23 protein-coding genes are annotated in these 23924 nt (G+C 43.7%); 11 read left to right on the top strand and 12 right to left on the bottom strand.

The genetic code is table 11. From position 1 onward, the window contains the following. Positions 1-77: 77 nt before the first annotated feature. The 6 genes from ACEYW6_RS00895 to grpE all read right to left on the bottom strand — a co-directional run bounded on the left by ACEYW6_RS00895 (position 78) and on the right by grpE (position 8226). A complete protein-coding gene (locus ACEYW6_RS00895) occupies positions 78-1667 on the bottom strand; it encodes a glycoside hydrolase family 57 protein (protein ID WP_190899413.1) in 1590 nt (529 codons plus the stop codon). Between the two features lie 475 nt (positions 1668-2142). Then, positions 2143-3252 (bottom strand): small ribosomal subunit biogenesis GTPase RsgA, encoded by a 1110-nt coding sequence (rsgA, locus tag ACEYW6_RS00890; RefSeq protein ID WP_412978270.1) that lies wholly within the window; start codon positions 3250-3252, stop codon positions 2143-2145. Next, the gene (locus ACEYW6_RS00885) at positions 3249-3506 is read right to left on the bottom strand and encodes a sulfurtransferase TusA family protein (protein WP_190899400.1); all 258 of its coding nucleotides are present in this window, start codon (positions 3504-3506) and stop codon (positions 3249-3251) included. The genes rsgA and ACEYW6_RS00885 overlap by 4 nt, the downstream gene beginning before the upstream one ends. Beyond that, on the bottom strand, positions 3506-4636 hold the full coding sequence (dnaJ, locus tag ACEYW6_RS00880; protein WP_190899398.1) for a molecular chaperone DnaJ: 1131 nt from the start codon (positions 4634-4636) through the stop codon (positions 3506-3508). The genes ACEYW6_RS00885 and dnaJ overlap by 1 nt, the downstream gene beginning before the upstream one ends. 664 nt (positions 4637-5300) lie before the next feature. Continuing rightward, entirely contained in the window at positions 5301-7259 is a 1959-nt protein-coding gene (gene dnaK, locus ACEYW6_RS00875; protein WP_412978269.1) for a molecular chaperone DnaK, read from the bottom strand. A gap of 226 nt (positions 7260-7485) precedes the next feature. Beyond that, complete coding sequence (gene grpE, locus ACEYW6_RS00870) at positions 7486-8226, bottom strand: nucleotide exchange factor GrpE (protein ID WP_412978268.1); 741 nt, start codon at positions 8224-8226, stop codon at positions 7486-7488. A 470-nt stretch (positions 8227-8696) separates the two neighbouring features. Here grpE and ACEYW6_RS00865 point away from each other — a divergent pair, with 470 nt between their 5' ends. The 4 genes from ACEYW6_RS00865 to ACEYW6_RS00850 all read left to right on the top strand — a co-directional run bounded on the left by ACEYW6_RS00865 (position 8697) and on the right by ACEYW6_RS00850 (position 13918). After that, positions 8697-10703, top strand: coding sequence for a GspE/PulE family protein (locus tag ACEYW6_RS00865; protein WP_412978267.1), 2007 nt, complete (start codon positions 8697-8699; stop codon positions 10701-10703). Between the two features lie 84 nt (positions 10704-10787). Then, entirely contained in the window at positions 10788-11918 is a 1131-nt protein-coding gene (locus ACEYW6_RS00860; RefSeq protein ID WP_412978266.1) for a type IV pilus twitching motility protein PilT, read from the top strand. 81 nt (positions 11919-11999) lie between these two features. Further along, on the top strand, positions 12000-13223 hold the full coding sequence (locus tag ACEYW6_RS00855) for a type II secretion system F family protein (protein WP_412978265.1): 1224 nt from the start codon (positions 12000-12002) through the stop codon (positions 13221-13223). Positions 13224-13357: 134 nt separating this feature from the next. Next, positions 13358-13918 (top strand): hypothetical protein, encoded by a 561-nt coding sequence (locus ACEYW6_RS00850; protein ID WP_412978264.1) that lies wholly within the window; start codon positions 13358-13360, stop codon positions 13916-13918. A gap of 134 nt (positions 13919-14052) precedes the next feature. Here ACEYW6_RS00850 and bioU read toward each other — a convergent pair whose 3' ends face one another. The 3 genes from bioU to ACEYW6_RS00835 form a co-directional block, all read right to left on the bottom strand. Continuing rightward, positions 14053-15057, bottom strand: a complete 1005-nt coding sequence (gene bioU / locus ACEYW6_RS00845) for a (S)-8-amino-7-oxononanoate synthase BioU (RefSeq protein WP_412978263.1) — start codon at positions 15055-15057, stop codon at positions 14053-14055. A gap of 296 nt (positions 15058-15353) precedes the next feature. Further along, the gene (locus ACEYW6_RS00840; RefSeq protein WP_412978262.1) at positions 15354-15851 is read right to left on the bottom strand and encodes a DUF3368 domain-containing protein; all 498 of its coding nucleotides are present in this window, start codon (positions 15849-15851) and stop codon (positions 15354-15356) included. Beyond that, positions 15848-16093, bottom strand: coding sequence for a UPF0175 family protein (locus ACEYW6_RS00835; protein ID WP_094348425.1), 246 nt, complete (start codon positions 16091-16093; stop codon positions 15848-15850). Before ACEYW6_RS00835 ends, ACEYW6_RS00840 begins: the two co-directional genes overlap by 4 nt. Positions 16094-16255: 162 nt before the next feature. On the opposite strand from ACEYW6_RS00835, the gene ACEYW6_RS00830 reads away from it, so the two are divergent. From ACEYW6_RS00830 to ACEYW6_RS00805, 6 genes are all read left to right on the top strand, one after another. Then, a complete protein-coding gene (locus ACEYW6_RS00830) occupies positions 16256-16822 on the top strand; it encodes a hypothetical protein (RefSeq protein WP_412978261.1) in 567 nt (188 codons plus the stop codon). Between the two features lie 206 nt (positions 16823-17028). Next, a complete protein-coding gene (locus ACEYW6_RS00825; RefSeq protein WP_412978260.1) occupies positions 17029-17376 on the top strand; it encodes a DUF6883 domain-containing protein in 348 nt (115 codons plus the stop codon). Positions 17377-17396: 20 nt separating this feature from the next. Then, positions 17397-17645: a DUF4926 domain-containing protein gene (locus ACEYW6_RS00820; RefSeq protein ID WP_412978259.1), complete on the top strand. Its 249-nt coding sequence runs from the start codon at positions 17397-17399 to the stop codon at positions 17643-17645. Positions 17646-18395: 750 nt separating this feature from the next. Continuing rightward, positions 18396-18605 carry a DUF2997 domain-containing protein gene (locus tag ACEYW6_RS00815; protein WP_012406943.1) on the top strand — a complete coding sequence of 70 codons (210 nt, stop codon included), beginning with the start codon at positions 18396-18398 and terminating at the stop codon, positions 18603-18605. Positions 18606-18644: 39 nt separating this feature from the next. After that, entirely contained in the window at positions 18645-19031 is a 387-nt protein-coding gene (locus ACEYW6_RS00810) for a DUF1257 domain-containing protein (RefSeq protein WP_190727888.1), read from the top strand. Continuing rightward, positions 19031-19492, top strand: a complete 462-nt coding sequence (locus ACEYW6_RS00805; protein ID WP_196509570.1) for a ferredoxin — start codon at positions 19031-19033, stop codon at positions 19490-19492. Before ACEYW6_RS00810 ends, ACEYW6_RS00805 begins: the two co-directional genes overlap by 1 nt. A gap of 145 nt (positions 19493-19637) precedes the next feature. On the opposite strand, the gene ACEYW6_RS00800 is transcribed toward ACEYW6_RS00805, so the two are convergent. The 3 genes from ACEYW6_RS00800 to ACEYW6_RS00790 form a co-directional block, all read right to left on the bottom strand. Then, the gene (locus ACEYW6_RS00800) at positions 19638-19922 is read right to left on the bottom strand and encodes a YiaA/YiaB family inner membrane protein (protein WP_412978258.1); all 285 of its coding nucleotides are present in this window, start codon (positions 19920-19922) and stop codon (positions 19638-19640) included. 269 nt (positions 19923-20191) lie between these two features. After that, on the bottom strand, positions 20192-21862 hold the full coding sequence (locus ACEYW6_RS00795; protein ID WP_412978257.1) for a DUF4335 domain-containing protein: 1671 nt from the start codon (positions 21860-21862) through the stop codon (positions 20192-20194). A 230-nt stretch (positions 21863-22092) separates the two neighbouring features. Then, positions 22093-22698 (bottom strand): DUF3038 domain-containing protein, encoded by a 606-nt coding sequence (locus ACEYW6_RS00790; protein ID WP_012406938.1) that lies wholly within the window; start codon positions 22696-22698, stop codon positions 22093-22095. Positions 22699-23668: 970 nt separating this feature from the next. Here ACEYW6_RS00790 and ACEYW6_RS00785 point away from each other — a divergent pair. After that, complete coding sequence (locus ACEYW6_RS00785; RefSeq protein ID WP_412978256.1) at positions 23669-23821, top strand: hypothetical protein; 153 nt, start codon at positions 23669-23671, stop codon at positions 23819-23821. Positions 23822-23924: the final 103 nt, after the last annotated feature.

Below are 23924 nucleotides of genomic sequence, written 5' to 3'. Positions count from 1 at the left end.
GGAAAAATAAACACTCCTTACTACTAATATAAGGTGGGCATTGCCCACCTTACTGCTGTTGATTACTTTGTGTGAGCCTATAGTGGACGGTAGACGCGATAGTTGATTTCGGGGAAAATATTATCCATTAACTCGACTTTTTCCAGCCAACCACTGTCAACTTTGCGGATTTTAACGTCTTCATAGAGCTTATTAAACCGCATCAGGTGCGATCGCGTCCGTCTCACCGCATAGGGTACCATCGTTCCCGTCCGCATAATAAATGCCCAGTCGGAAGATTGTGCTAACAACAATTCCCTTGCTGCTTGGTTGAGCGCTCTCCACTGCAATTCATCCTCTGGTTCCAAATGCGATATTTCAATCATCCGTTCAGCAGCTTTGTGCAAATGCGGATAAACCCACGCATTCGTTTCGTTCAACCAATACTCGTGGAAACCCTTGAAACCCCAACTTGATTGCGAAGGGCGACAAACTTGCTGCGTCGGCTGATCTCGCAAATAGTCTGCTAAATGGGTCATTGCATAGGTTCCTTGGTCATACCATGACTTGCGGAATAGGTAATCGATGAACCAGGGACCTTCATACCACCAATGTCCAAATAACTCTGCGTCATAAGGCGAAACGATAATTGGCGGTCGCTGCATTATACCATAGAGATGCTCAGATTGCCGCTCTCGGTTATACATAAAGTTAGCAGCGTGTTCCGCAGCCTTTTCCTTAGCCCAATACGGATCGTAGAGTGCTTTATCTGAAAGTCCTAAGCCACGCCCAGTAATTTTGTGATACTTAATGCCCGTGTTTTTCCGCTGACCATTGGGCATAATGTAGGGCTTGATGTACTCATATTCTGCTTCCCAGCCCAAATCTTTGTAAAATTCCCGATATTCCGCCGCCCCAGGATAGCCCACCTCAGAAGACCATACCTGTTGGGAAGATTCATGATCTCGTCCAAAGACAGCAACACCAGTTTCTGTATAAATTGGGGCATAAGTGCCAAAGCGCGGACGGGGACGGGCATAAAGGATGCCATGCCCATCAGTGAGGAAGTAGCGTAACCCAGCATCGGCTAGCATCCGCTCTAAACCTTCATAGTAGGCGCATTCAGGCAACCAAATGCCTCTGGGTGCTTGTCCAAAGCTTTGCTCGTAATGTTCGCAAGCTACCTGAATTTGCGCCCATACCGCCTCTGGATACATTTTCATCAACGGCAAATAGCCGTGAGTAGCGCCGCAAGTGATGATTTCCAGGTTGTTACTGTCTTGGAACTGCTTAAAAGCTGTCACCAAGTCACCTTGATTGCGTTCCCATATCTGACGCGCTTCTTTAAACTCAGTAATGTAATGTTCGGCTAAATAACGAAGATGTCCGTTATTGACATTATGTTCTGCTTCTAGTTCTATAAGTTCTTCTAGTTGGGTCAAGTGCGCGTCATAGCGTTCTTGCAGCAGAGGATCACGAAGCATCGACACTAGAGGTGGTGTCATACTCATCGTGATTTTAAAGTCGATACCGTCTCGCTTTAAGCCTTCAAATACTTTCAATAAGGGGATGTAGGTTTCTGTGATGGCTTCATAGAGCCATTCTTCCTCCAGCACGTAGTCACTTTCCGGGTGACGAACGAAGGGCAGATGTGCGTGGAGTACAAGCGCGACGTAGCCGATAGCCATAGTGATTTTGGGGTGATACTTGTAAGTTGAAGGTCGAGAGGTTTGGCAGAAATTAACAATATTTTAAGACTTATGGGGATCGTAAAAGCAGTTTTCAATTGAGTTAAATACAGTGTTTGTAGGCGCACAATAATGTTGTACCCCCACCGCGTGTTGTTAACTAGCTTTGAATCTCTGTAAAACCTGCCTATTTGTTTATTCTATAATCCTGTACTTAAAATATTTACTCAGCTTCAATTCCTATGGCTCGTAAGCGTTCTGCCAATTTTTCAGCACGTTGGCATTCCTGTTCTAGTTATTGCTTGCCTTGCTGTAACTGTTGATTTGCTTCTGCTAGCAACATTACTAGATGTTCATCTGGGGTAAAAAAGCGTAATCTACCAGACAAGATAGTTTTTATATTTGTATCGATGCTGTAGTGACAAACCTTTACATATTAGTGCGTAGGTGCAGCCCGTCGTAGACATCGCACTCCTTATTCCTCATCTCGATATAATTCCTGCAAGTCTTGTAATTGAGTCTTCCGGGAAATGCGGCGGTATTTTTTACTTTCTAACTTGGGTTCGTATTGACTCTGCCCTTTGCCTTTGCTTTTGCTTTTTAACTTCATGGTAGATTCAGGATCAGCTTGTTGGTGCAGCTGAGTTTGACGGGCGATCGCATCGGACAAAAATTCTAAATAATGTTCATATCGTTCCCAGTCTCCCCGCACCACGCACTCAGGCTCATCTCGATGCAGACAATCACTAAACCGACAGCTAGCAACTGCTAACCGCTTTCTTGCTTCTGGGAAATAATGGATTAATTCTTCTGGGTTACAATCCATGTCTGGCTGGTTAAAGCCGGGAGTGTCTGCCAACAAACCACCGTTAGGCAACTCAAATAATTCTATATGGCGAGTGGTATGACGACCACGAGCCAGTTTGCCAGAAACTTCTCCCACTCGCAGCTGAAGAGAGTCAATCAGCGTATTAATCAGGCTGGATTTGCCAACGCCGGAAGGCCCAGCAATTACAGTAACTTTATTGCTCAAATATCTGGCTGCTTGGTCGGTATTTATACCATCTTTGACGCTGATAAATATCGGTTGATAGCCCCAACCAAGCAAGCGATCGCTAACTTGCTGCTGTTCCTGTTGGGAAATTAAATCACTTTTATTCAAACATAAAAGCACATTTAAGCCAGTAGACTCAGCCTTAATCAGAAACCGACTCAGTTGATAAGGTTCCAAAGGCGGATCGGCAACGGCAAATACTAATAGGATTTGGTTGACATTGGCGATCGCCGGACGATCTAATTCGCTGTGACGGGGTAAGACATCAGCGATCGCTCCCCGTCCCCCAGCCCAATCTGGCTCTTCTACCACAACGCGATCGCCTACCATCACCTGTTGCCCAATTTTTTTCAGGCGTGTTCGGCGAGTACAGAGCAGCAGGAGGGGATGAGGGGGATGGGGAAGATGAGGAGGATCTTGCTCCCTCATCTCCTCATCCTTTTCATCCAGCTGTACTCGGTAAAAATTAGCTTGCACGGCTAGCACCGTACCCAATAACTGTCCAGTTGTGGCAAAATTTTCCCCTGTCATTGGCCAGTAACTGGACGGCGTACTATCAGAGAAAAATAACTACTACAGTCTGTAATTTGTTCTACCTGATAACCTGCCATTGTCAGACTATCGGGAACCTGCTCAATCGGCTCACCAGGGTCTAGCCAGACTTCTAGCAAACCTCCCAATGGCATTTTCTCCAGACGTAGTTTTGTCCGCACAAAATTAATTGGGCAAGGGGTGCCGCGTAAATCAAGTTGAGCATCGGGAGTTAAAAGAGAAGAGGGCTTCATTACTTAAATAAGTTTCCCAAGAATCCTTCTAGACCGCCTTTACCAGTGCGATCTCCCTTAATTTTAGCCAGTTTCTCCAACAGTTCCCTCTCCTCAGGGGTGACCTTGGTGGGAATATCAATTAATACTGTCAGCATATGATCCCCTCTACTAACCGGATTACCCAAACGGGGTACACCGCGATTTTCTAACTTCATCACCGTATTGGGCTGGGTTCCAGCCGGAATGATTAGTTCCACTGGCCCATCTACCGTATCTACCTCTAACCGACAACCTAAAATCGCTTGCAGATAGCTAAGTTTGATTTCAGAGAGAATATTAATGCCATCCCGTTGGAATTCCTCGTCCTCATTTACGAACAAGTAAACGTATAAATCTCCAGGAGGGCCACTGCGTTGACCGGCATCTCCTTCACTAGAAATCCGCAAGCGTGTGCCATTATCCACCCCAGCCGGAATGGTAATTTTGAGTTTCTTTGTAACTTGATTTGCGCCCTTTCCATCACAGGCATCACACTTATCTTCAATTACCATCCCTGTCCCATTACAGGTGGGACAAGTTGAGACTTGGGTAAAACTGCCAAAGGGTGTTCTAGTGACACGGCGGACTTGACCCGATCCGCTACAAGTAGAACAAGTCCGGGGGCGGGTTCCAGGTTTAGCACCAGAACCGCTACAGACTTCACAATTTTCTAGATGGGAAATGCGAATTTCTTTTTCGCCGCCAAATACCGCTTCCCGAAAGTCTAACTTCAGGTCTAGCCGTAGGTCATCGCCCCTGGCAGGCCCACTGCGCCGTCTTTGTTGCGTGGGACTACCCATACCGCCAGCAAAGCCGCTAAAAATGCTTTCAAATATATCGGCAAAACCACCCATATCGCCGACATCTTGGAAGCCAGGGCCAGCAGCACCTGATACACCCTCTGGACCAAAGCGATCGTAACGAGCGCGGGTTTCTGGCTCTGAGAGTACCTCATAAGCACGGTTAATTTCTTTAAAGCGATCCTCCGCGCCCGGTTCTTTGTTCACGTCTGGGTGAAACTTCCGGGCTAAACGGCGATAGGCTTGTTTGATTTCTTCTTTGTCGGTGTCACGAGAGACACCCAGGATTTCATAATAGTCGCGGGCCATATAGCAAAGGTAAAAGTTAGAAGGAAGAAAGCAGAAGGCAGTAGAACGTCACTCGCGGTCACTTGCTACCCTACAGGAAGGCGTTTTGCCTACAGCTCTAGAAGAGCAATGCAGTGTCCTTCAGAGGGTGGCTTGCCGGAGGTCAGGCAGAAGATAAAATTAATTTTTGTTAATAATTGATTTTACCCTTTACCCTTTACAAAAATCACCGACAAATCTTGAGCAACATGTGCTTTCCTCGTGGGAGACGACAAAAGCCACAGAATTTATGAGCAGAGGAAGCCTATGCTCAGACTTCTCACTGCCGAGTCGGCTATCTCTTTTACAATTGTGCTACGTAGGAGAGGAAAACCCCGCCCATTAACCAGAGGGGCTAGCCGCACCATTAGGTGTGGAAAACCACCCATATGCAATGGAAGTGCATCTGAACTGGCACACTGCCTAGCCCACTGTAATTTGCTTCTACAATCTAGCAAACCGCTGGGGTCTTGTGAAACTTCGCTAAATTTATAATTAATATATATTTTAGATAGATTAAATTCTTTTAACAAAAATCTGCAACTTTGGGGAGTGGGGAAGATGAAGGAGGTGGGGGAGCAGGGGAGACGGGGAAGAAATAACTAATGACTAATAAGCCCCATAACCCATACCCCATGTCCAATCCCTAATCTATCGCCTCATAATCAACCTGGGCAGTACTTTCTTCGTCGAAATCAAAGTTGAATTGTGGTATGAGTGTACCGTTCATTGGTGAGTCTACTTCTGGGGTAAAGTGACTACCTGAAGCCTCTTCAATCTCATCTGTTTGGCTGTTAGCTCGATTGTAGACATCAGCACCAATTGCAAACAGGGTTTGTTGGAAGTCGTCTAAGCGCTGCTTAAATTCTACTGTGGAGATGCTAGAGTCAATCATTGCAGCTTGGAGTTGTGAAACTTTTTCACTAGCCAAGGTTTTCATCTGGTCGCCGATAAAGTTGCTATTATCCTTGATGGTGGATTCGTAACTGAACAACAGATTATCTGCTTGGTTTTTGAGTTCAACCAGTTCTTTACGTCTTCTATCTTCTTCGGAAAACAGTTCGGCCTCTTGGCGCATCCGTTCAACTTCGTTGGTACTCAAACCACCTGTATTGGTAATCCTGATACTCTGTTCTCGACCTGTACCTTTGTCTTGGGCAGAAACCTTCAGGATGCCGTTGACATCGATTTCAAAGGATACTTCGATTTGCGGCACACCACGGGGCGATGGGGGTATTCCTGCTAGCAAAAACTTGCCGAGACTCTTGTTATCTCGTGACATTGCCCGTTCACCTTGGAGGATGTGAATTTCTACTGAGGTTTGCCCATCAACTGCTGTGGAAAAAATTTGTGACCTACTTGTAGGAATTGTGGTGTTGCGTTCAATAATTTTGGTGAACACTTCACCCAAAGTTTCAATTCCCAAAGACAAAGGAGTGACATCCAAAAGTAAGAGATTATCTACTTCGCCACCCAACACCCCTGCTTGGATAGCCGCTCCTAATGCTACCGCTTCGTCAGGGTTGATAGAGCGATCGGGAGCTTTGCCATTGAAAAACTTAATCAGCGCATTTTGAACTGCGGGAATACGAGTAGAACCACCTACCAAAATAATCCGATCTATAGCTTGTGGTTTGAGATCCGCATCTTTGAGCGCTTGGATCATTGGTTCGATGGTACCTTCAATTAATTTCCCTGCAAGCTCTTCAAATTTAGAGCGGCTGAGTTCCATCTCCAGATGTTTTGGCCCGGTATTATCAGCCGTGATAAACGGCAAGTTGATGGAGGTATTCACCATGCTGGAGAGTTCAATTTTTGCCTTTTCCGCTGCTTCCCGCAGGCGTTGCAGTGCCATCTTATCTTGGGAAAGGTCGATCTTTTCTTGCTGCTGGAAACGTTCCATCATCCAACGCACGATCGCATTATCAAAGTCGTCTCCACCTAGGTGGTTGTTGCCACAAGTCGCCTTAACTTCAAAAACACCATCTCCAAGTTGCAAGATCGATACGTCGAAGGTACCGCCTCCCAAGTCAAATACTAAAATTAGCTGCTCTTGGTCTTGCTTTTCCAATCCGAAAGCTAAAGCCGCAGCTGTTGGTTCATTAATGATTCGCAGGACTTCTAGTCCAGCAATTGTGCCAGCATCTTTAGTTGCTTGTCTTTGGGCATCTGTAAAATATGCTGGTACGGTGATCACTGCCTGAGTGACCTCCTCACCCAAAAAGTTTTCCGCATCCTGCTTGAGCTTTTGCAGGATCATGGCGGATAGTTCTTGTGGCGTGTAGTTTTTTGAGCGAATTTGAACATCAACGGTATCGTCTCGACCTTTGATGCAGTTGTAGGGGACGCGATCGCGTTCTATATCAGTGTCATCCCAACGCCGCCCGATGAATCGTTTAATACTGTAAATTGTGTTTTCGGCATTGGTTACGGCTTGGCGCTTTGCCAATTGACCAACCAAGCGATCGCCACTCTTCCCAAATCCCACAATACTTGGAGTAGTTCGTCCACCTTCAGAATTGGAGATCACCAGTGGTTGACCGCCCTCCAAAACTGCGACGCAACTGTTAGTAGTGCCTAAGTCGATCCCAATAACTTTTCCCATACTTGCCAGTATTTTTACTGATTCTTTATGCTGTAATATGTCGCGGACTAACTTTTTTGCTTTGAACCAAGGCTAGCGGATAACGTCTGTGGAATCCCTGTTGCTGGTAGCAAAAGAGAAGTTAAGCACAGAGAGTTATCCAAAGCCTTGTCCAAGTTTTAGGTACGCGATGCTCGTCCTTGCTAGAACCCAGGCACTTCAGGTCAGTGAGGCGAGCGACTACAGCTTAACTGTTGGCTGAACTCGACTGATCTTCTGGTGCAGCAGGGGTATCTTCCTTAGGAGCAGCTACTTTGACCATTGCATGGCGTAGCACGCGTTCGCCCAAGAAGTATCCGCGCACTAACTCTTCTAACACTGTTCCTTCAGGATGTTCATCCGTAGGTTCGCGCATTACTGCTTCGTGCAGGTTAGGATCAAATTCTTGGCCTTCAGGACGCATTGGTGATACACCCAAGCGCTTCAGGCTATCTACTAATTGTTTGTAAACGCCTTGGTAACTTTTGTGCATGGTCATTTCGCCATCAGATTGAGGTTTGAGGTGCGATCGCGCCCGCTCAAAATTATCGACTACTGGCAGCAATTCCAGAATGGTATTCCGCTTGATTTGTGTCTCTAGCTCTTCTTTTTCTTTGCTAGTACGTTTCCGATAATTCTCAAAATCAGCGGCAATCCGCATATATTGCGTACTACGCTCTTCTAGTTGGGTTTTGAGAGACTCGATTTGTTGAGTCAGTTCTGCCAAAGCTGTCGTTTCCACTTCAGTTGCAGCGACACCATTTTCTTGATTGAGAGTAGTCGTATCTCCCGATACATTAGTTTGGGCTGCCACTTGCTCTGCAACCTCGCTACCAGATTCATTGAAATTAGTTTGGGCTGGGGAGTCACTCTTCATTGCTTGCTTTACCTCTGTTGGTTCACCCAATTGCTGGCTTGTATTGTTTATCTGTTTATTTTCATCCATCATTGTCTACTCATTCCAGATGCTTTTTATGGCAGTGTATCTCCACAGCTTGCAACCGTCGTCATCCACGACGTGCCACTGAGGCTGATTTTTTTGCCGATAAGTTCCTGGAAGTGATGTAACCGTCATCTTATTGTGACAAATGGTGAACACGTTAGCCCAGACTCTACTAAGGCGGTAACCCGAACGAGTAATTTGCAATAGTAGTGCTGAATGTGACTCGTCCCTCATTTTATTTGAAAATATTTTGAATTTTGTTAGCGCAGCGTAATAGCCTTCTTTTCTCCCAAGGGGACACGCTAACGCGAACGAGAGGCTTCTCTACGAGACGCTACGCGTAGCGTCTCGTAGAGAGCGTCATTTTAAATTCGGAGGAAAGTGACGTGACTCAGGACTTTTTTAGGAAATGAGAATTCTGTCTCACAGCCTGGGAATACTTTAAGCATAGGTTTCCCCAAATCAATTGCTCATTTATGACTTACTCGTCACCACAACGGCGCAGTACCGCTCTAACTACCAGAACAGAGTTTTCGCCCTTCGGCAACAAGCTAGTGCAATCTGGCTATGTCAATACCGAGCAGATGAGGCAGGCACTAATTGAAAGCCGCAAATCTGGCAGACCCTTAACGGAAGTACTAGAGTCAATCACTGGGCAACAACTATCACCTGAGTTGCTCAGGCAATACAAAAAACAGCAGCTATTTGAACTTAAAATACTATACGGTGTTGAATTCCTTGATCCGGAAGTCAATTCCTTTGGCAGCACGATGATGGGGAACCTGATTGAAACCCTCATCCCAGTGGATATCTGTCGTCGCCATCGTTTAGTACCATTATCGAAACACGAAGACCAAACCCCACCTTCAGTTTTAGTGGCGATGGTTGCTCCAGATAATCTAGAGGCTTCCGATGACTTGAACCGCATCTTGCGCCCCCAAGGCTTGGCGTTGCAGCGCATGGTCATTACACAGGAAGACTACCAGCAGCTAATCAACCAATATCTGGATGAAATGGCTGTTCGGCAAAAGCACCTGGAACAAGAAAAGTTTACAGATATTAATCAGGATTTAGAAAACCTCGGAAATCTCGATATTTCGGATGCTCCTGAAGAAATGGAGGCTGATTTAGGGGCAGCGATGAAGGGTGCAGAGGATGCCCCAGTCATCAACCTAGTTAACAGAATCCTGGCTAAAGCCTTGCATGAGGGCGTTTCTGACATTCATATCGAACCGCAAGAAGAAAACTTACGCATTCGCTTTCGGAAAGATGGCGTACTGCGTGAAGCTTTTGATCCCCTACCGAAAAAAATTATCCCGGCGGTGACAGCCCGATTTAAAATCATCTCCAATCTAGACATTGCTGAACGCCGTCTACCCCAAGATGGACGTATCCGGCGGATGTTTGAGGGACGTAAGGTGGACTTCCGGGTGAATACCTTACCCAGTCGCTACGGGGAAAAGGTGGTGCTACGGATTTTGGATAACTCCTCCACCCAACTGGGATTAGATAAGTTAATTACCGATCCAGAGACTTTAGATATCGTCAAGGATATGGTTAGCCGTCCTTTTGGTCTAATTTTGGTAACTGGGCCAACTGGTTCTGGGAAAACAACCTCGCTGTATTCTGCACTCTCAGAAAAGAATGATCCCGGAATTAATATCAGTACTGTAGAAGACCCGATTGAGTACAGTCTTCCAGGGATTACTCAAGTACAGGTAATTCGGGAAAAAGGGCTAGATTTTGCTACCGCTTTGCGGGCTTTCTTGCGGCAAGATCCAGATGTGCTGCTGGTGGGTGAAACGCGGGATAAGGAAACAGCAAAAACAGCGATTGAAGCTGCCTTGACTGGTCACTTAGTATTAACTACCTTACATACCAATGATGCCCCAGGAGCGATCGCTCGTTTGGGAGAAATGGGGATTGAGCCTTTCATGGTTTCTAGTTCCCTAATTGGCGTTCTAGCTCAACGTCTGGTGCGGCGTGTATGTTCTGAATGTCGTGTTCCCTACACTCCTACAACTGAGGAACTAGCTCGTTATGGTCTATCAGCTTCCTCTGATGTGGGAGTCACCTTCTATAAAGCTAACACCTTGACATTAGAAGCGATCGCGGAAGCCAAAACCAAAAATCAGCTTTGCTCAAAATGTAATGGCATCGGCTACAAAGGGCGTTGTGGTGTTTATGAAGTCATGCGAGTCACCGAAAACTTGCAAACTCTCATTAACGAAGATGCACCCACGGAACGTATCAAGGAAGTGGCAATAGAAGAGGGCATGAAAACCTTGCTGGCTTACAGCTTGGACTTAGTGCGCCAAGGTTCCACCACTCTAGAAGAAGTAGAACGAGTGACGTTTACTGATACTGGTTTGGAAGCCGAGTTAAAAGCCAAACGCAAGACTGGTCTTACTTGCCGGACTTGTGATGCCACATTGAAACAAGAATGGCTGGATTGTCCCTACTGTATGACATCCCGGTTTTAAGAGTAATAGTCATTAGTCATTGGTTAGTAACTTTAAACAAATGACAACAAGGACAAATAACAAACATTAAAAGGAAGCAGAACTATGGAAATGATGATTGAAGACCTGATGGAACAGTTGATTGAAATGGGTGGCTCGGATATGCATTTATCCGCAGGTTTGCCTCCTTACTTCCGGATCAGTGGCAAACTCACCCCCATAGGTGAGCATGTATTGACAGCCGATCAATGTCAAAGGCTGATTTTTAGTATGCTCAACAACACCCAGCGTAAAACTTTAGAGCAAAACTGGGAGTTGGATTGTTCTTATGGTGTTAAGGGTCTAGCTCGCTTCCGGGTCAATGTCTATAAAGAACGTGGTTCTTATGCTGCTTGCTTACGGGCATTAAGTTCTAAGATTCCTAACTTTGAAAAATTAGGTTTGCCAGATGTGGTGCGGGAAATGACAGATAAGCCCAGAGGATTAATTCTGGTAACAGGCCCTACAGGTTCCGGCAAGACAACTACCTTAGCGGCAATGATCGACTTGATTAACCGCACTAAAGCAGAGCATATTTTAACGGTGGAAGACCCAATTGAATTTGTCTACGAACCAATTAAAAGCTTGGTTCACCAACGGCAACTGGGTGAAGATACTAAGAGCTTTGCTAATGCTTTGAAAGCAGCTTTGCGAGAAGATCCAGACATTGTTCTGGTGGGAGAAATGCGCGATTTGGAAACGATTTCTTTGGCAATTTCCGCAGCCGAAACAGGACACTTGGTATTTGGTACTCTCCACACCAGTTCCGCAGCACAGACAGTTGACCGGATTATCGACGTTTTCCCCCATGAAAGACAAACCCAAGTCCGGGTGCAATTATCTAACTCGTTAGTGGCAGTATTTAGCCAAACCTTGGTGTCCAAGAAAAACCCTAAACCCGGTGAGTATGGTCGGGTGATGGCTCAAGAAATTCTGATTGTTACTCCTGCTATTTCTAACTTGATTCGAGAAGGCAAAACATCTCAAATTTACTCAGCTATTCAAACTGGCGGCAAATTGGGGATGCAAACTCTGGAGAAGGTTTTAGCCGATTTTTACAAAGCAGGAACGATTTCCTTTGAAGCGGCGATGTCTAAGACTTCTAAGCCAGATGAGATCCAACGCCTCATCGGCACTTCTACACCGCAAGCAGTTGCCGCAGGTGCGAAACCCGGTGCGGCTGCCAGAGCGCATTAAAGGAATTGGGAATAGGAGAGATGAAGAGGGTGGAAACCCTTGATTATTTTAAATTTTGAATTTTGAATTTTGAATTGATTTATGCCAACCTACGTTGCCCGTGTTCGGGATTCTCAAGGAAAATCCCGAACAGAAAAAATTACTGCTGAATCCTTGACGCAAGCTCGTACTAATCTCAGAGATCAAGGTTTTGTAGTTCAAGAACTCAAACAATTTCAAGGATTTCAGGCAAATTTTGACTTAAAAAAATTCCAGACTTCCTTAGTTAAGGTTTCTGTGAAAGACAAAGCCGTTTTTTCCCGTCAATTTGCCGTTTTGATGAACGCAGGAGTTGCAATAGTTAGAAGTCTGGGGGTACTTTCTGAACAGTGTAGTAATCCTAAACTGAAACAAGCTCTTGTGGACATTAGCAGTGATGTTCAAAGCGGAATGAATCTTTCAGAGTCAATGCGGAAGCATCCTGACTGCTTCGATGGATTATATGTAAGTATGATTCAAGCAGGCGAAGTTGGTGGTGTTCTAGACGAAGTATTGAATCGTTTAGCCAAGTTGTTAGAAGATGTTGCCCGCTTACAAAACCAAATTAAATCAGCATTGTCTTATCCAGTGGTTGTGGGTTTTATAGCAGTTGCTATCTTTCTCGGCATGACCATTTTTCTCATTCCTGTTTTTGCAAAGATTTTTACAGAAATCGGAACTGAATTACCAGCTTTAACGCAATTTTTGATGGATGCTAGCCAATTTTTGAGAAGTCCAAAGGTTTTCGTACTTATCGGTGTTCTTGTAGCACTGAAAGTTGCCTTTACACAATACGGTAAAACTCCTGTTGGTCGCATCACAATTGATCGTCTTTCCCTCAAGATGCCATTATTTGGTGACTTAATTCAAAAATCTTCGGTTGCCCGCTTTAGCCGGACTTTTGGTTCTTTGACTCGTTCAGGTGTACCAATTTTAACTTGCCTGGAAATTGTCCGAGATACATCAGGAAACCAAGTAATTGCCAATGCTATAGACGCAGCCCGCATGGAAATTCAACAAGGAGGTATGATTAGCATTGCTTTACAAAAAGATAGCGTTTTTCCGGCTATGGCAATTCAGATGATTAGTATCGGAGAAGAAACTGGAGAATTAGATGCAATGTTGATGAAAGTTGCCGATTTCTATGAAGATGAAGTCGAGCAAGCAGTAAAAGCAATGACCAGTATTTTGGAACCGGTAATGATTGTAGTTCTAGGGGGAATGGTTGGAACCATTTTGTTAGCGATGTATCTGCCTATGTTTGCGGTGTTTGAAAAGCTGGGATAGGGGATTAATAGTTAGGAGTTAGGAGTTATAAGTTAGAAGTTTAAACTCTCTATTTATCATCTTCATTCTTCACTCCTAACTTATAAATTTTATTTTTACCTCCTAACTCCTAACTCCTAACTATTTAATAAACTATGACTGTGCAAAAATCTCACTACGAAGCGAGTTTGGCAGAGTACAGCAATCACCTAGCTGCGATCGCCTTACTAAAGCAATATCGGCCATACTTAGAGATGATTCCCAGTCTGCGCCGTCCAGATGAAAGTGTCATCACTATTCCCTTGCCAATTGTCCGTCTTCGCAACACTGCTACAACAGCCCCACAAACGATTTGCTTACCCTGTGATGTGGCAATTTTGATGTGCGATCCAGAGTGGAAAATCAAAACAGGAGCAGAAATTTTAGTCTTTATTCACCGTGCTCACGAAGACTTTTCTGATTTGTTAGGACGTTGGCGACAAACCCAAGTTTGCCTAGACAATGATTATGAGTGGTTGATGCCTCTCCGCCACAGTCATATTTTGAGTGAGGGAGCTAATACAATATATCCTCTGTTTGTCGTTTTTAACGATACTTTAGAACGCATCCAACGAGGACTCTTAGGAGCTGAACTTCCATTTATTATACAAACACCAGATTCGCTGCTTGAGGAGAATTTTACAGATATTTTCTCTCCAGAACTTCCACCAGCTTAGAAAAACTTTAGAAGTTAACACTCAGGAGTTTGGAGTTTAAAATCGCAAGTTTAGAGCATATTCAGAGACTTCAAATTTGCGATTTTATATTTTTAACTCCTAACTCCTAACTCCTAACTCCCAACTCCTAACTATTACCTAACAAATTGGGGCATAATTTCGGCAGCAGTGAATATTCCATAAATGCCGCGTTGGTGCAATTGTCTACCAGCTTTGAGATAGCCAAAAGCAGGGCCGCAGACATTGGCTGCCATACTGGTTTCATCTCCCAGAGTAAAGGTATGGGTGGAAATCTTACCTTCAAAGGTACGCCCTGTTACCTTAACGTTGGTGCTGAGGGGCTTTTTGGGATTGCGAGTATCGACTACACCACCAACAGTAACGCGATCGCGATCGCAAATTCCCGCTACCTCTAGCATCACATCATCAGCGTGTTCCATATTCGTCAAGGTAAGCACGCCATTAGTTTTATCTAATAGTGCTTCTACTTCCGCGTCAGTCATGACCCTAGCAGTTTCCACTGTGTAACCAGGCATATGACCAATGTCTTCCCGAACGGTGGCGCGGTAAGCTTCCCAGTTAGCAATTCCCACCCCAAAAGTAATTTCGACTTGATGAATTTCGGCGTAGCTTTGGGCGGCTAATGCGGCGGCGGCGGTTAACAGTCCAGGTGTAGCACCACATCCTGTCATGTAGGTAATTCCGGCCGCTTGCAGTTCTTCTTTCATTACCAGTAGTTGTTCTACAGCAGTGGTGCGCTTAATCGCATCCACTAGCACCCCACGCCAACCAGATTTAATAAACTCCTTGGCTACAGAGGGAATAAAGTCATTTGGCAAGTTGGGTAAAGCCAGAAAATACCCATCCACAGGTTGAGCTATTTCAATTACATCCTGAATACTTTGATTTGTTAACGTACCAACTGGCTCTAAATGACCTACCGAACCTTGGGACTGGTAGGTTGCAATGCATTCTTGAGTATTTAAACCTTCAGCAGCGTAAGCGTAACCTTTTTGATCTGCGGCTGCGACTAAAATCATTTCCTGTTTAGCAGCAAGTACCTTGGCGGCGGCTTGTCCGAGTCCGCCGAAACCTAGTACTCCTATGCGGATAGCTGGCGAAATATTTGCTGTACTCATAGTCAATTACTTAAGTTGAATCACAAGCCTTCAAACTTTACCATCTCAGCTTGTGGCTGATGGCTGACAGCTTTTAGCTATAAAGGTTAATTATGCTTCATTATCCTGGTTTCTTCCCCAACCAAATCAGTTTTTTCACCAGAAATTCTTGCTGAGTGATTTAGGCTTGAGCAAATTTTCACGCGAAATAGCATCAAAAATCCAAATATACCTTAAAGCGATGCCTACGGCTGGCTACGCCTACGCGTGATGGTAGTTATAAAAGCTATACCACCTTTGGTCTAGGCTAGAGCATATTAAATAGTGTCATCTTCATCAACAAGCTGCAAAACCCTCTTGTATAAAGGTTCAGCCACCCAGAATCCTGCTTGATTAATTAGAGCATCTAACAGAGGTTTCACGGCAGAAATTAGCCTTTGACTTTTAGCTTCAACCAAGATCCCTAAAATTCCTGTGTAACTAAGATTTAGGCTAGCTGCAACCATGCGACCACGACGTTCATCAATCAACACTTGATCTGCTTTCATTTCCACTGCTAGAGCGATCGCTTCAGCTTCACCAATATCCAGTTCATTGCTGAGTGCTTCAACCAATGTTCGATCTTGAACTGGACGAGTTTCAATCCAGATAAAAGTTTGTACTTCAGTTGCACCTGCAACTGGAAAGTTGGGATCAGTCAGTTCTCGGTAGACAGCTTCAGGAATTAGGACTGTTCCGTAAAGCTGTTGTAGTAAATGAAGATGGTTAATGGCGGCGAGGTTATTAATGGGTGAAGTATCACTGACAATGATCACAGTCTACCCATCGCCCGCAAGTTTTCTATATCTTGTTCAAAATCCTCCACACCATAATGCACTGAAATTTGACGACTTGCGAGTAGATGCTGAAATGCTATACGGTTTATCCCTGCAAATCGGCTGGCTTGAGCAAGGGTTAACTTTTCTTTTTGAAAGAGCATCACTGCAATTTCCTGCTTCATTTCGCCTTCAGTCATCCGAGTTGCGGTTAATATTTCATTAGGAATGACGACGCTCATAATTATAATTTTCTCTATCACTACTATTCTAAGCAGCTTCAAACTCTTTGTTGCTGATTTGGTATACAGCGAAATGCCACTAGTATTAATACTGTTACAGTTTTGGTAATAATTATGCTCTAGTAGTAGAGTATCGTGTACCAGATTATGAGAAATTGATTTATGAATTTTGAAGATATTACCAATAAAGCCGTTGAAAAAGGTGTAGAAAAAACTTTAGGCGTTAAAGACCTAAAGACGGTAAAAGCCGTTGTAGAAACTGGTGCGGCCGCAGGGGCTGCTGTCAGTGCTGCTACAGGGTTATCTGTTGCAGCAACTTCAGGAGCAGGAATCACTTCTGGTCTAGCTGCGGCAGGTGGTGTGGTTGGTGGTGGTATGGCCGCTGCTCCTGCTGTATTGGCAGCAGGCCCAGCTTATGCTGGAGCAAAAATAATGAATGAAACTTTGTTCAAAGACCAACCGGATTTGTCTGCGGAAGAACGTGAAGCTCGTGCAGCTGCAAGAACAGCTACAAATATTGGGGCTGCTGCTGGTGTAGCTGGTGCTGGTGCTGTAACAGTAGCTGCTGGTGCTTCTGGTGCTGCAATTATGAGTACCCTTGCAGGTATCGGTGGTGTTGTTGGGGGAGGTGCGATCGCTGGTACTGCGATAGTTGCTGCTGCACCTGTTGCTGCTGCGGCAGCTATTGGATACGGGATATACAAACTTTTCGGCGGCGGTAAGGAATAGCATTAACTCTGTTGAAAAAGTTGAATAAAATTCAATAAATATACCCTTGCTATGAATTAAATGTATAATATGTAGTAAGTAAATAAAATTGAAGTGCCTGTGTATTTTAAGCGCAAATAGCCCCTTGGCTGTAAAACTTAATTTGCACAGGCATTTTCTATGTTTATATTCCCTAAACTCCATTAGCTACTCTAAAAATAAAAATTATGTCTAATTCAGCTAATTTAATTCCAAATGCAGAAAATGCAGTCATTGATATTCGTAAACTGCGTGATTATTGCCTCAATCCAGAACATGATGAAGGGAAACATAAAGCTCGCGTTTTTTGCTCAACTCTAGGTATAACAGCTAACGATGCTGAAGAATTGCGCCAGATTATTCTCAAAGTTGTCAAAACTCATCAAGTTCGCTTGGGACGACGCGATGAATTTGGACAACGCTACACTCTAGATTTCACGTTGGAATGGCAAAATAGAAGTGCAACCATTCGGAGTGGTTGGATTATCGAAGAAGGTTTTAATATCCCAAGATTAACAACCTGCTATCTGCTGTAAATATTTGGAAGTGCTAGAAGATGACTAAAAATACAATCAAGTTGCTGGATGTAGTAGCACTGACAGCTGATCTGCCTGAATACAACTTGTACCGTGGTCAAGTTGGCACAGTAGTAGAATTATTAGCTGGCGGTGCTGCATTTGAGGTGGAATTTAGCGATCGCAACGGCTGCACTTACGAATCTGTCGGTTTACGCCCAGAGCAAATTATGGTATTACATTTTGAGCCAGCATCCCCAGATTCAGTTTCGGAAATGGTGACAGCATGAGTGGTTGTGCCAAAAGCAATTTTAATAATGTTACTAGGTTGCAATTTTCACTTAATTAATAAGCACTATATTACTAGATAAATGGCATATTTGGCAAAAGAATATCACAGGAAACAAGGTGAGTTTCAACGTCGCCGGGATGCTGCAAAGATTGCTGTCCAAACAGCTACAATATTTATCTCTGATCAGGCTCGGCAAGTTATTAGAGAGTATTCGAGGGTTTGGCAACTAGCTCCTTCTATAAGTTCATAAATCCAAAGGAGTGTTTTCACTTAATGATTAGTTGTGACCCAGAGGTTACTTGTTACTGCGTACTCAAGAGGTATAAAGCAGCTAGTGCTCTTTCAGGATACCCAGTGCTGCATCTAACCTAAGTTAGAACCCTTGCTAAAAATAAGTCTAAACTAATGGTAATGATAAAGTTTTTCAATAAATTTTATATTTTTGTGAATTGCCCTGCTGGCTATACTACGTCTAATGGTTATTTTTAGGACTTTTACAGCTTATTTAGCAAGCTTAGTAGTTACCTTGACTAATTGGTAAGGTTAAGAGAGACTAACTAAAGACTGATGTGCCTGCTTATATAATTAATAAGTTTTGTAAAGATTCTGAGATATATATTTTGAGAGATGGAACATTATTTAACAAATGGCAAGTTTGTATCTAAGTAAAAATGTTCCGATGGCTATATTTGTAGCCTTCTGCTAAAGCAGTAAAATTTAAGCGTACTTATCGTGGTTGGCCAAGAGCATGGAGACATTAGAGTTCATAATCTATCCAGACGGTCGGGTACAAGAGAAAGTCACTGGCATTGTGGGTGCTTCTTGCGCTGAGGTTACAGCAGCAATAGAGGCACAGCTGGGGCAAGTACTTAATCATGAGCCAACCTCAGAATATTTCGCCGCGAAGGTGCAGCAATCTAATGTGGCGAATACACACACCACTTACAGCGATTGGTAAGTTTTCACAGTAGTTTAGTGTAATTAATTCACAACCACCATGTCACACTTTAGCCAAATTAAGACTCAAATCCGTAACCTTGATTCTTTAAAAGATGCTCTGACTGAATTAGGCATAGACTGGAAACCCGGTCCACGCGAAGTACGCGGTTATCGTGGTCAAACCCATCCTGCGGAAGTTAGTATTGAGCAGGAAAATGGCTACGACATCGGCTTTAGATGGAATGGCAAGGAATATGAACTGGTGGCTGATTTGCAATATTGGCAGCAAAACCTGTCTGTGGATGGATTTTTACGTCAGGTAACACAGCGTTATGCTTATCAAACAGTTGTGAAAGAAACCGCTCGTGTTGGCTTTCAAGTCTCTGAACAACAAAAAAATGAAGATGGTTCAATTCGCCTAGTAGTACAGCGCTGGAGTGCGTAATGGCTGATTTTCTGCCGTCGCCGGAAGAACAAGAAGACAATCGTTCCGGTTTGGAACCAGAATTAGGGGGTTTTTTACGGGATGCCCCAGAACGTTCTGGTTTAGAACCGGAATTGGGCGGTATTCTGCGCCAAAATGGTGTTTATGTTGATGAAATCACCTGTATTGGTTGCAAGCACTGCGCTCATGTTGCACGTAACACCTTCTACATTGAACCAGATTACGGGCGATCGCGCGTGGTTCGGCAAGATGGGGACGCGGAAGAAATTATCCAAGAAGCAATTGACACTTGTCCAGTTGATTGCATTCATTGGGTTGATTACACTGAACTGAAAAAGTTAGAAGATGAGCGCAAATATCAGGTAATTCCTGTAGTGGGTTATCCGGTAGAACAGGCAGTTGCTGCTAGTGAACGTCGGCGTAAAAAGCAAAAGTTAAAGACCAAAAAATCCCGTTATTAAGATAAAAACGTTAAATTAATATAATAAAGGACTGGATATACCAGTCCTTTTGTTTTTGGTCATATAGTTAATTTTTAACAGCTTTTTGGTAAAGCTTTTTAATTCAAAATTGGCAATCCAAAATTCAAAATTGGTATAACTGCCTTCATTTTAAATTTAGAGGATCGTGTTGTGAAAGCAATTTTTCTACTTTTGCCTCGTCTAATCTAGCAGTTAATCTTCTAGTTTCGTGCAAGTCTCTAGTAGTTTTTGCCAAAGTAAAAGTTGAGCCAACAGAAAAAGCTAAACCCATACCCATAAAGCCTTTTACCCAAGTATTCACAGGCAAATTTACAATACCACAGGTGGTCATAGAAATAGAAATCACAAAAGCTGCCCAAGTTTGAATAACCCAAGCGGGACTGTCTTTTTGAGTACCAATTGTTTGCATATTTCCTACCTTTTATATGAGTTATTTATACCAATTCATAATTAATAGGCGTAAGATTTAATCTGGGTTTTCAGACTTGTAACAGTAGTTTTATTTGGGAGAATTGGTGTTAACAGTAATTGTATTGATTGGTAGGTTTACTGGTATCAATAGGAAGACCAGTTTGGTAACTGGACTCAAAAAGGCAACCTCAAGAGCAATTGGATTAAATAGAAACTGGCACAAGGTTTGTACCAGTTCTACAAGTGGCATTAAACGGATTAGTTTAATTATTCATCTGGAAACGTCTGTACCTTGCCATCAGGACTGAGAACAACTCGAATTCTGACATTTTGTCCGCGCGTATTTGCGGAAACAAAAGGTTGACCAACTTCAGGCATCCCAGCGGTATCAACGAATTCTCTTGCTGCCTTATTAAGGGGAAAAATTCGTTCGACTGTGCCGTCAACACTGACTATCAAACTGTACTCTAATGTTTGTCCTAGTCCAGTGGGTGGTTGCCAACGTTTTTTTAGGTATTCTCTAGCTTCTGCTATTTGGGGTGTATCAAATAAAGTGCCAGTAGCCACTTCTGTGGATGTAGGGGTTTTGCGTCCATCCCCTAATTGATCGATGAATGGATTATTATCCGCAGTTCTAGAGGAGGGAAGTTGTGAAGCAGGTTTATCTCCAGGAGAAGGTGGCTGTAGAGAATTAATTCTTTCCTCTAGCTGTTGTGAGTTTAGTGGGGAAGGTTGGGTAGGGATATTGCTAGCACTATTATTGGGTATAGTGCCAATAGATGGAGGGACTGGTGAGATATTAGTTGGTAAGCTGCTTGTGTTAGAAGATAGTCTGGGTGGCAAATTACGCAGTTGAGGGATAGTACCAGCTTGGGGACTTGCCCCTGTAGGGTTCTGTCCCAGATTTGGTAGTATGGCTATTTCCTGTCCTGGGGTTTTGCTGGATGGTGCGTTAGCGTTCGCAGAGCGTCTCGTAGAGAAGCTCGCCGTTCGCGTAGCGTCTTGCAGAGAAGGCATCGCTTGATTAGTGGGAAGGGTTGAAGTCGTACCCTGCGGTATTGTCAGTGCATTATTTGGAAATAGAGGTGGCGGTGTAGAGAAACTGGAACTAGGGGCTGTTAGAGGTGCTTGGGGCAAACTAGATGTAGAAAGTGGAGGGGTGGAACCTAGCAAATTATCTGATGGAGTGGTAAGTCCGGGTTCAGGCGTGGGAAAGTTTAGTGAGGCTGAAGGTTCTAAAGCAGTCTTTAGGGCTGCTGGATCTGCTGTTTTGGCTGTCTGCTGTTGCTTTTCCCTAATGTTGTTAGCATATTGCCAAGTAACTGGTAAAAAACCTACACCTAATACTAATACTGCGGCAATAGGGGCCCAAGCAGGGAACCTCAGAGTCGAACTCCTGCTATTGAGAGTTGGGAGTGCCATGACATCAGTTGAGTATTCATCTAAAGCACTTGCCAAATCAAATAGTTGCAGCAGACTGAGTTGAATTACGGGGCCAGATGAGTGGTTAGCAAGAGAACCGAGAAATAAATTATGAGTTAAATAGCTGCTTGGTTCTAGGTGGATATTTGCCCCAGAAATCTGGGTATTAAAGGAATTTAATGTTTTTGTTGAGGAATTTAATTCCGGCTCATCCAGTGCTGTGCTTGACTGCTGGGTACCGGAGAAGCTGACCCAAAAGCTTTCTGGAGGCTGTTGAAGGAATTCTTGTACGTAGTTTGTAACTGCATCACATAAGGCTTCTAGTTGGTCGCGATCGCCTCGAATTGGGACTCTGTGTTCTTCTGGTAGTCGGGGATCATCAAAACGTAGCTCAAAGCTCAGGTGCTTGAGGACAGTTTTCCCCATCCAACGGGACAGAGGTGAGCTTTGGGCGAATACTTCTAGCGTGCAAGTAGGCGGTGTGTAGCAACGAATGACAGAATTTGATAGAGGCATGGCAGGAACTGCGAAGAAGACTATTTGGGATTTTGCAAAAAGTTGAGCCAGTTGCTTGCAAAGAAAAGTTGAAACGGCGGATTCCTCCACTCATAACTTTGTCAGGTTCCTTCCTTTATGCAAGGAGGAAGCAGTACTGATAGCGCATCGCCCAAAAGCTAACGACTATCAAAAAGGAATCCTTACCTAGCAAACTTTCCAAAGCGAATTTTGGTTGAGGAATTTCAAATCTAAAATTTTGTAGAACGATCTATAAGTGCTAGCCAGAGACGGCGATGCCCACCAGGAGCACTGTAAAAAAGTAAATCTACAAGCAGTTTTAGTGCCAGGTTGGTAAGTAAATCCGTTGAGATTTTCTCGTCCTCTTCCATCCGCTCTTGGTAGGTGTTGCAAAAAGCATCAATATAATCTCCAAGTAAAGCAGCCTGGTGAGGTTCCCGGTTATTTTCTGCCATTTGTTCCAACAGTCCGACAGCGCGGCGAATCAATTCCTGGTGCTGTTTGGCTAGGTAGCAGATAATCAGAACAAGCGATCGCGCTTCTTCGACATCTAGCTTTTTTCGCCCTCCTTGACCTTTGCGTAGGGGATTTGATTGGCGCAGTCGCCATAAAGCTACGCGGTCTGGCACTCTTGACTCTAAATTCAGATCAGTTGCTGCCGAAAGCATAGCCTCTGAACCAATCCCAGTTAAAGTTTCTAGCGCCAACAGCACCAAGTCTAATTGGGTTTTGATATTGTCCCATTGAACTGTGTTTGGGGCTGGAAGCTTGATTAAATCCTCCCACTGGGAATTTGGAGTGGCTGAGTTGGCGGCCGAGTGCATAACTTTTAGCATAGGTGATCAAGCTGATAGGGGATGTTGCTGTTACCCATTTTGAAACCAGACTCTCTAGCATCAAGCTTGGTTTCCCATAGCTATGAACCTGAGGCTTCAGCTAGATTTTTTCTATGTGGTAAACAGCAGGTATCTTTGTCCTACTCTAGATGAAAATTTATTTTCAACAAAGTAGAAAATTATCAATTCTAGTTAAGGTTTACTCGACTTTCGCTGCTAGCTCCGTACAAGAGTATAAATAAACAATCTTAAGAATGCTAACCGCTAATTATCGCTAAGTAATTATGTAGAATACCTCCTAATTTATTTGCGGTTTTAAATTTTGAAATTTCTTGATGTTTATTATTTGGTCTTCATGTATACATAATTACTATACAAATCTTTTGCCTGTTGCTAAAGGTTCTTCTTGCTGCTGGACATCATCTCACCTCAGTTTTGCTTGTGTGCAGCCTGTTATTTCAGGACAGACTGGGCGACATCAGGACGATTGATGCCTCCATGAAACTGATGACAAACTTAAAAATTTAATAAAGTCAGCATTTGAAGATATTGGCTAATTGATTTTATCCAACTTAGTTGGTATTACAGATCTAACCACAAACCACGCACATGAAAGAAATAACACAACAGGTTTATTATTTAAGTCTACTAAGGGCTTTGTTCCCGTCGGTGCAAGACAAATTTTATGACACTGTGTGTACCTCGCTTCACTTTTTTTCCTTTGCTACACCGAATTATTGAGCCGATACAAAACATCAATATCTTTTGCAGCTTTTATCAAGAAATTTAAGGTGACTAAAGGCTAGATTTTTCATGTTCCATAAGTGATAAAATTATTTTTTTTATTTCTAACTTTAGGATAATTTAATCTCTACAAAACAGTTTTAAAAATAAAACCATAGGTATTAAGCATATGTCTTTTTTGTAGATATATGTTTGATACCTGATTAAGTAAGTGAGGTCAACAATTATGTCAAACCAAGTCGTTAAATCTGATTTGCTTGAAGAGCTATCCAAAGATGAACAGCAGGTTGTAGCTGGTGGCTGGGGTCGAGGTGGCTGGGGTCACCGTGGCTGGGGTCACCGTGGCTGGGGTCACCGTGGCTGGGGCGGCTGGCGCTAAGTCGGCAAAACTCATAGATTACGCAGGCTCTTAGTTTAAACTAGAAAATTTGTGGGGAAAGGAGAAAACTTACATAACTCACTCAAGATAAATCAAATTTTGG

Origin of the sequence: Nostoc sp. UIC 10607, assembly GCF_047228265.1 — a bacterium.
GTDB classification, from domain to species: domain Bacteria; phylum Cyanobacteriota; class Cyanobacteriia; order Cyanobacteriales; family Nostocaceae; genus Nostoc; species Nostoc foliaceum_A.
Note: the sequence above shows the minus strand (reverse complement) of the source record. Positions and strands in the feature narration are given on the sequence as shown.

Bases quoted from the DNA above. Each gene is read 5' to 3' on its own strand.
- ACEYW6_RS00850 (WP_412978264.1), top strand. From the start codon at position 13,358: ATGACTGTGCAAAAATCTCACTACGAAGCGAGTTTGGCAGAGTACAGC.
- ACEYW6_RS00835 (WP_094348425.1), bottom strand. From the start codon at position 16,093: ATGAGCGTCGTCATTCCTAATGAAATATTAACCGCAACTCGGATGACT.
- ACEYW6_RS00825 (WP_412978260.1), top strand. From the start codon at position 17,029: ATGTCTAATTCAGCTAATTTAATTCCAAATGCAGAAAATGCAGTCATT.
- ACEYW6_RS00885 (WP_190899400.1), bottom strand. From the start codon at position 3,506: ATGAAGCCCTCTTCTCTTTTAACTCCCGATGCTCAACTTGATTTACGC.
- ACEYW6_RS00810 (WP_190727888.1), top strand. From the start codon at position 18,645: ATGTCACACTTTAGCCAAATTAAGACTCAAATCCGTAACCTTGATTCT.
- rsgA (WP_412978270.1), bottom strand. From the start codon at position 3,252: ATGACAGGGGAAAATTTTGCCACAACTGGACAGTTATTGGGTACGGTG.
- dnaK (WP_412978269.1), bottom strand. From the start codon at position 7,259: ATGGGAAAAGTTATTGGGATCGACTTAGGCACTACTAACAGTTGCGTC.
- ACEYW6_RS00805 (WP_196509570.1), top strand. From the start codon at position 19,031: ATGGCTGATTTTCTGCCGTCGCCGGAAGAACAAGAAGACAATCGTTCC.
- dnaJ (WP_190899398.1), bottom strand. From the start codon at position 4,636: ATGGCCCGCGACTATTATGAAATCCTGGGTGTCTCTCGTGACACCGAC.
- ACEYW6_RS00895 (WP_190899413.1), bottom strand. From the start codon at position 1,667: ATGGCTATCGGCTACGTCGCGCTTGTACTCCACGCACATCTGCCCTTC.
- ACEYW6_RS00815 (WP_012406943.1), top strand. From the start codon at position 18,396: ATGGAGACATTAGAGTTCATAATCTATCCAGACGGTCGGGTACAAGAG.
- ACEYW6_RS00855 (WP_412978265.1), top strand. From the start codon at position 12,000: ATGCCAACCTACGTTGCCCGTGTTCGGGATTCTCAAGGAAAATCCCGA.
- ACEYW6_RS00820 (WP_412978259.1), top strand. From the start codon at position 17,397: ATGACTAAAAATACAATCAAGTTGCTGGATGTAGTAGCACTGACAGCT.
- ACEYW6_RS00830 (WP_412978261.1), top strand. From the start codon at position 16,256: ATGAATTTTGAAGATATTACCAATAAAGCCGTTGAAAAAGGTGTAGAA.
- ACEYW6_RS00790 (WP_012406938.1), bottom strand. From the start codon at position 22,698: ATGCTAAAAGTTATGCACTCGGCCGCCAACTCAGCCACTCCAAATTCC.
- ACEYW6_RS00860 (WP_412978266.1), top strand. From the start codon at position 10,788: ATGGAAATGATGATTGAAGACCTGATGGAACAGTTGATTGAAATGGGT.
- ACEYW6_RS00800 (WP_412978258.1), bottom strand. From the start codon at position 19,922: ATGCAAACAATTGGTACTCAAAAAGACAGTCCCGCTTGGGTTATTCAA.
- ACEYW6_RS00865 (WP_412978267.1), top strand. From the start codon at position 8,697: ATGACTTACTCGTCACCACAACGGCGCAGTACCGCTCTAACTACCAGA.
- ACEYW6_RS00785 (WP_412978256.1), top strand. From the start codon at position 23,669: ATGTCAAACCAAGTCGTTAAATCTGATTTGCTTGAAGAGCTATCCAAA.
- ACEYW6_RS00795 (WP_412978257.1), bottom strand. From the start codon at position 21,862: ATGCCTCTATCAAATTCTGTCATTCGTTGCTACACACCGCCTACTTGC.
- bioU (WP_412978263.1), bottom strand. From the start codon at position 15,057: ATGAGTACAGCAAATATTTCGCCAGCTATCCGCATAGGAGTACTAGGT.
- grpE (WP_412978268.1), bottom strand. From the start codon at position 8,226: ATGATGGATGAAAATAAACAGATAAACAATACAAGCCAGCAATTGGGT.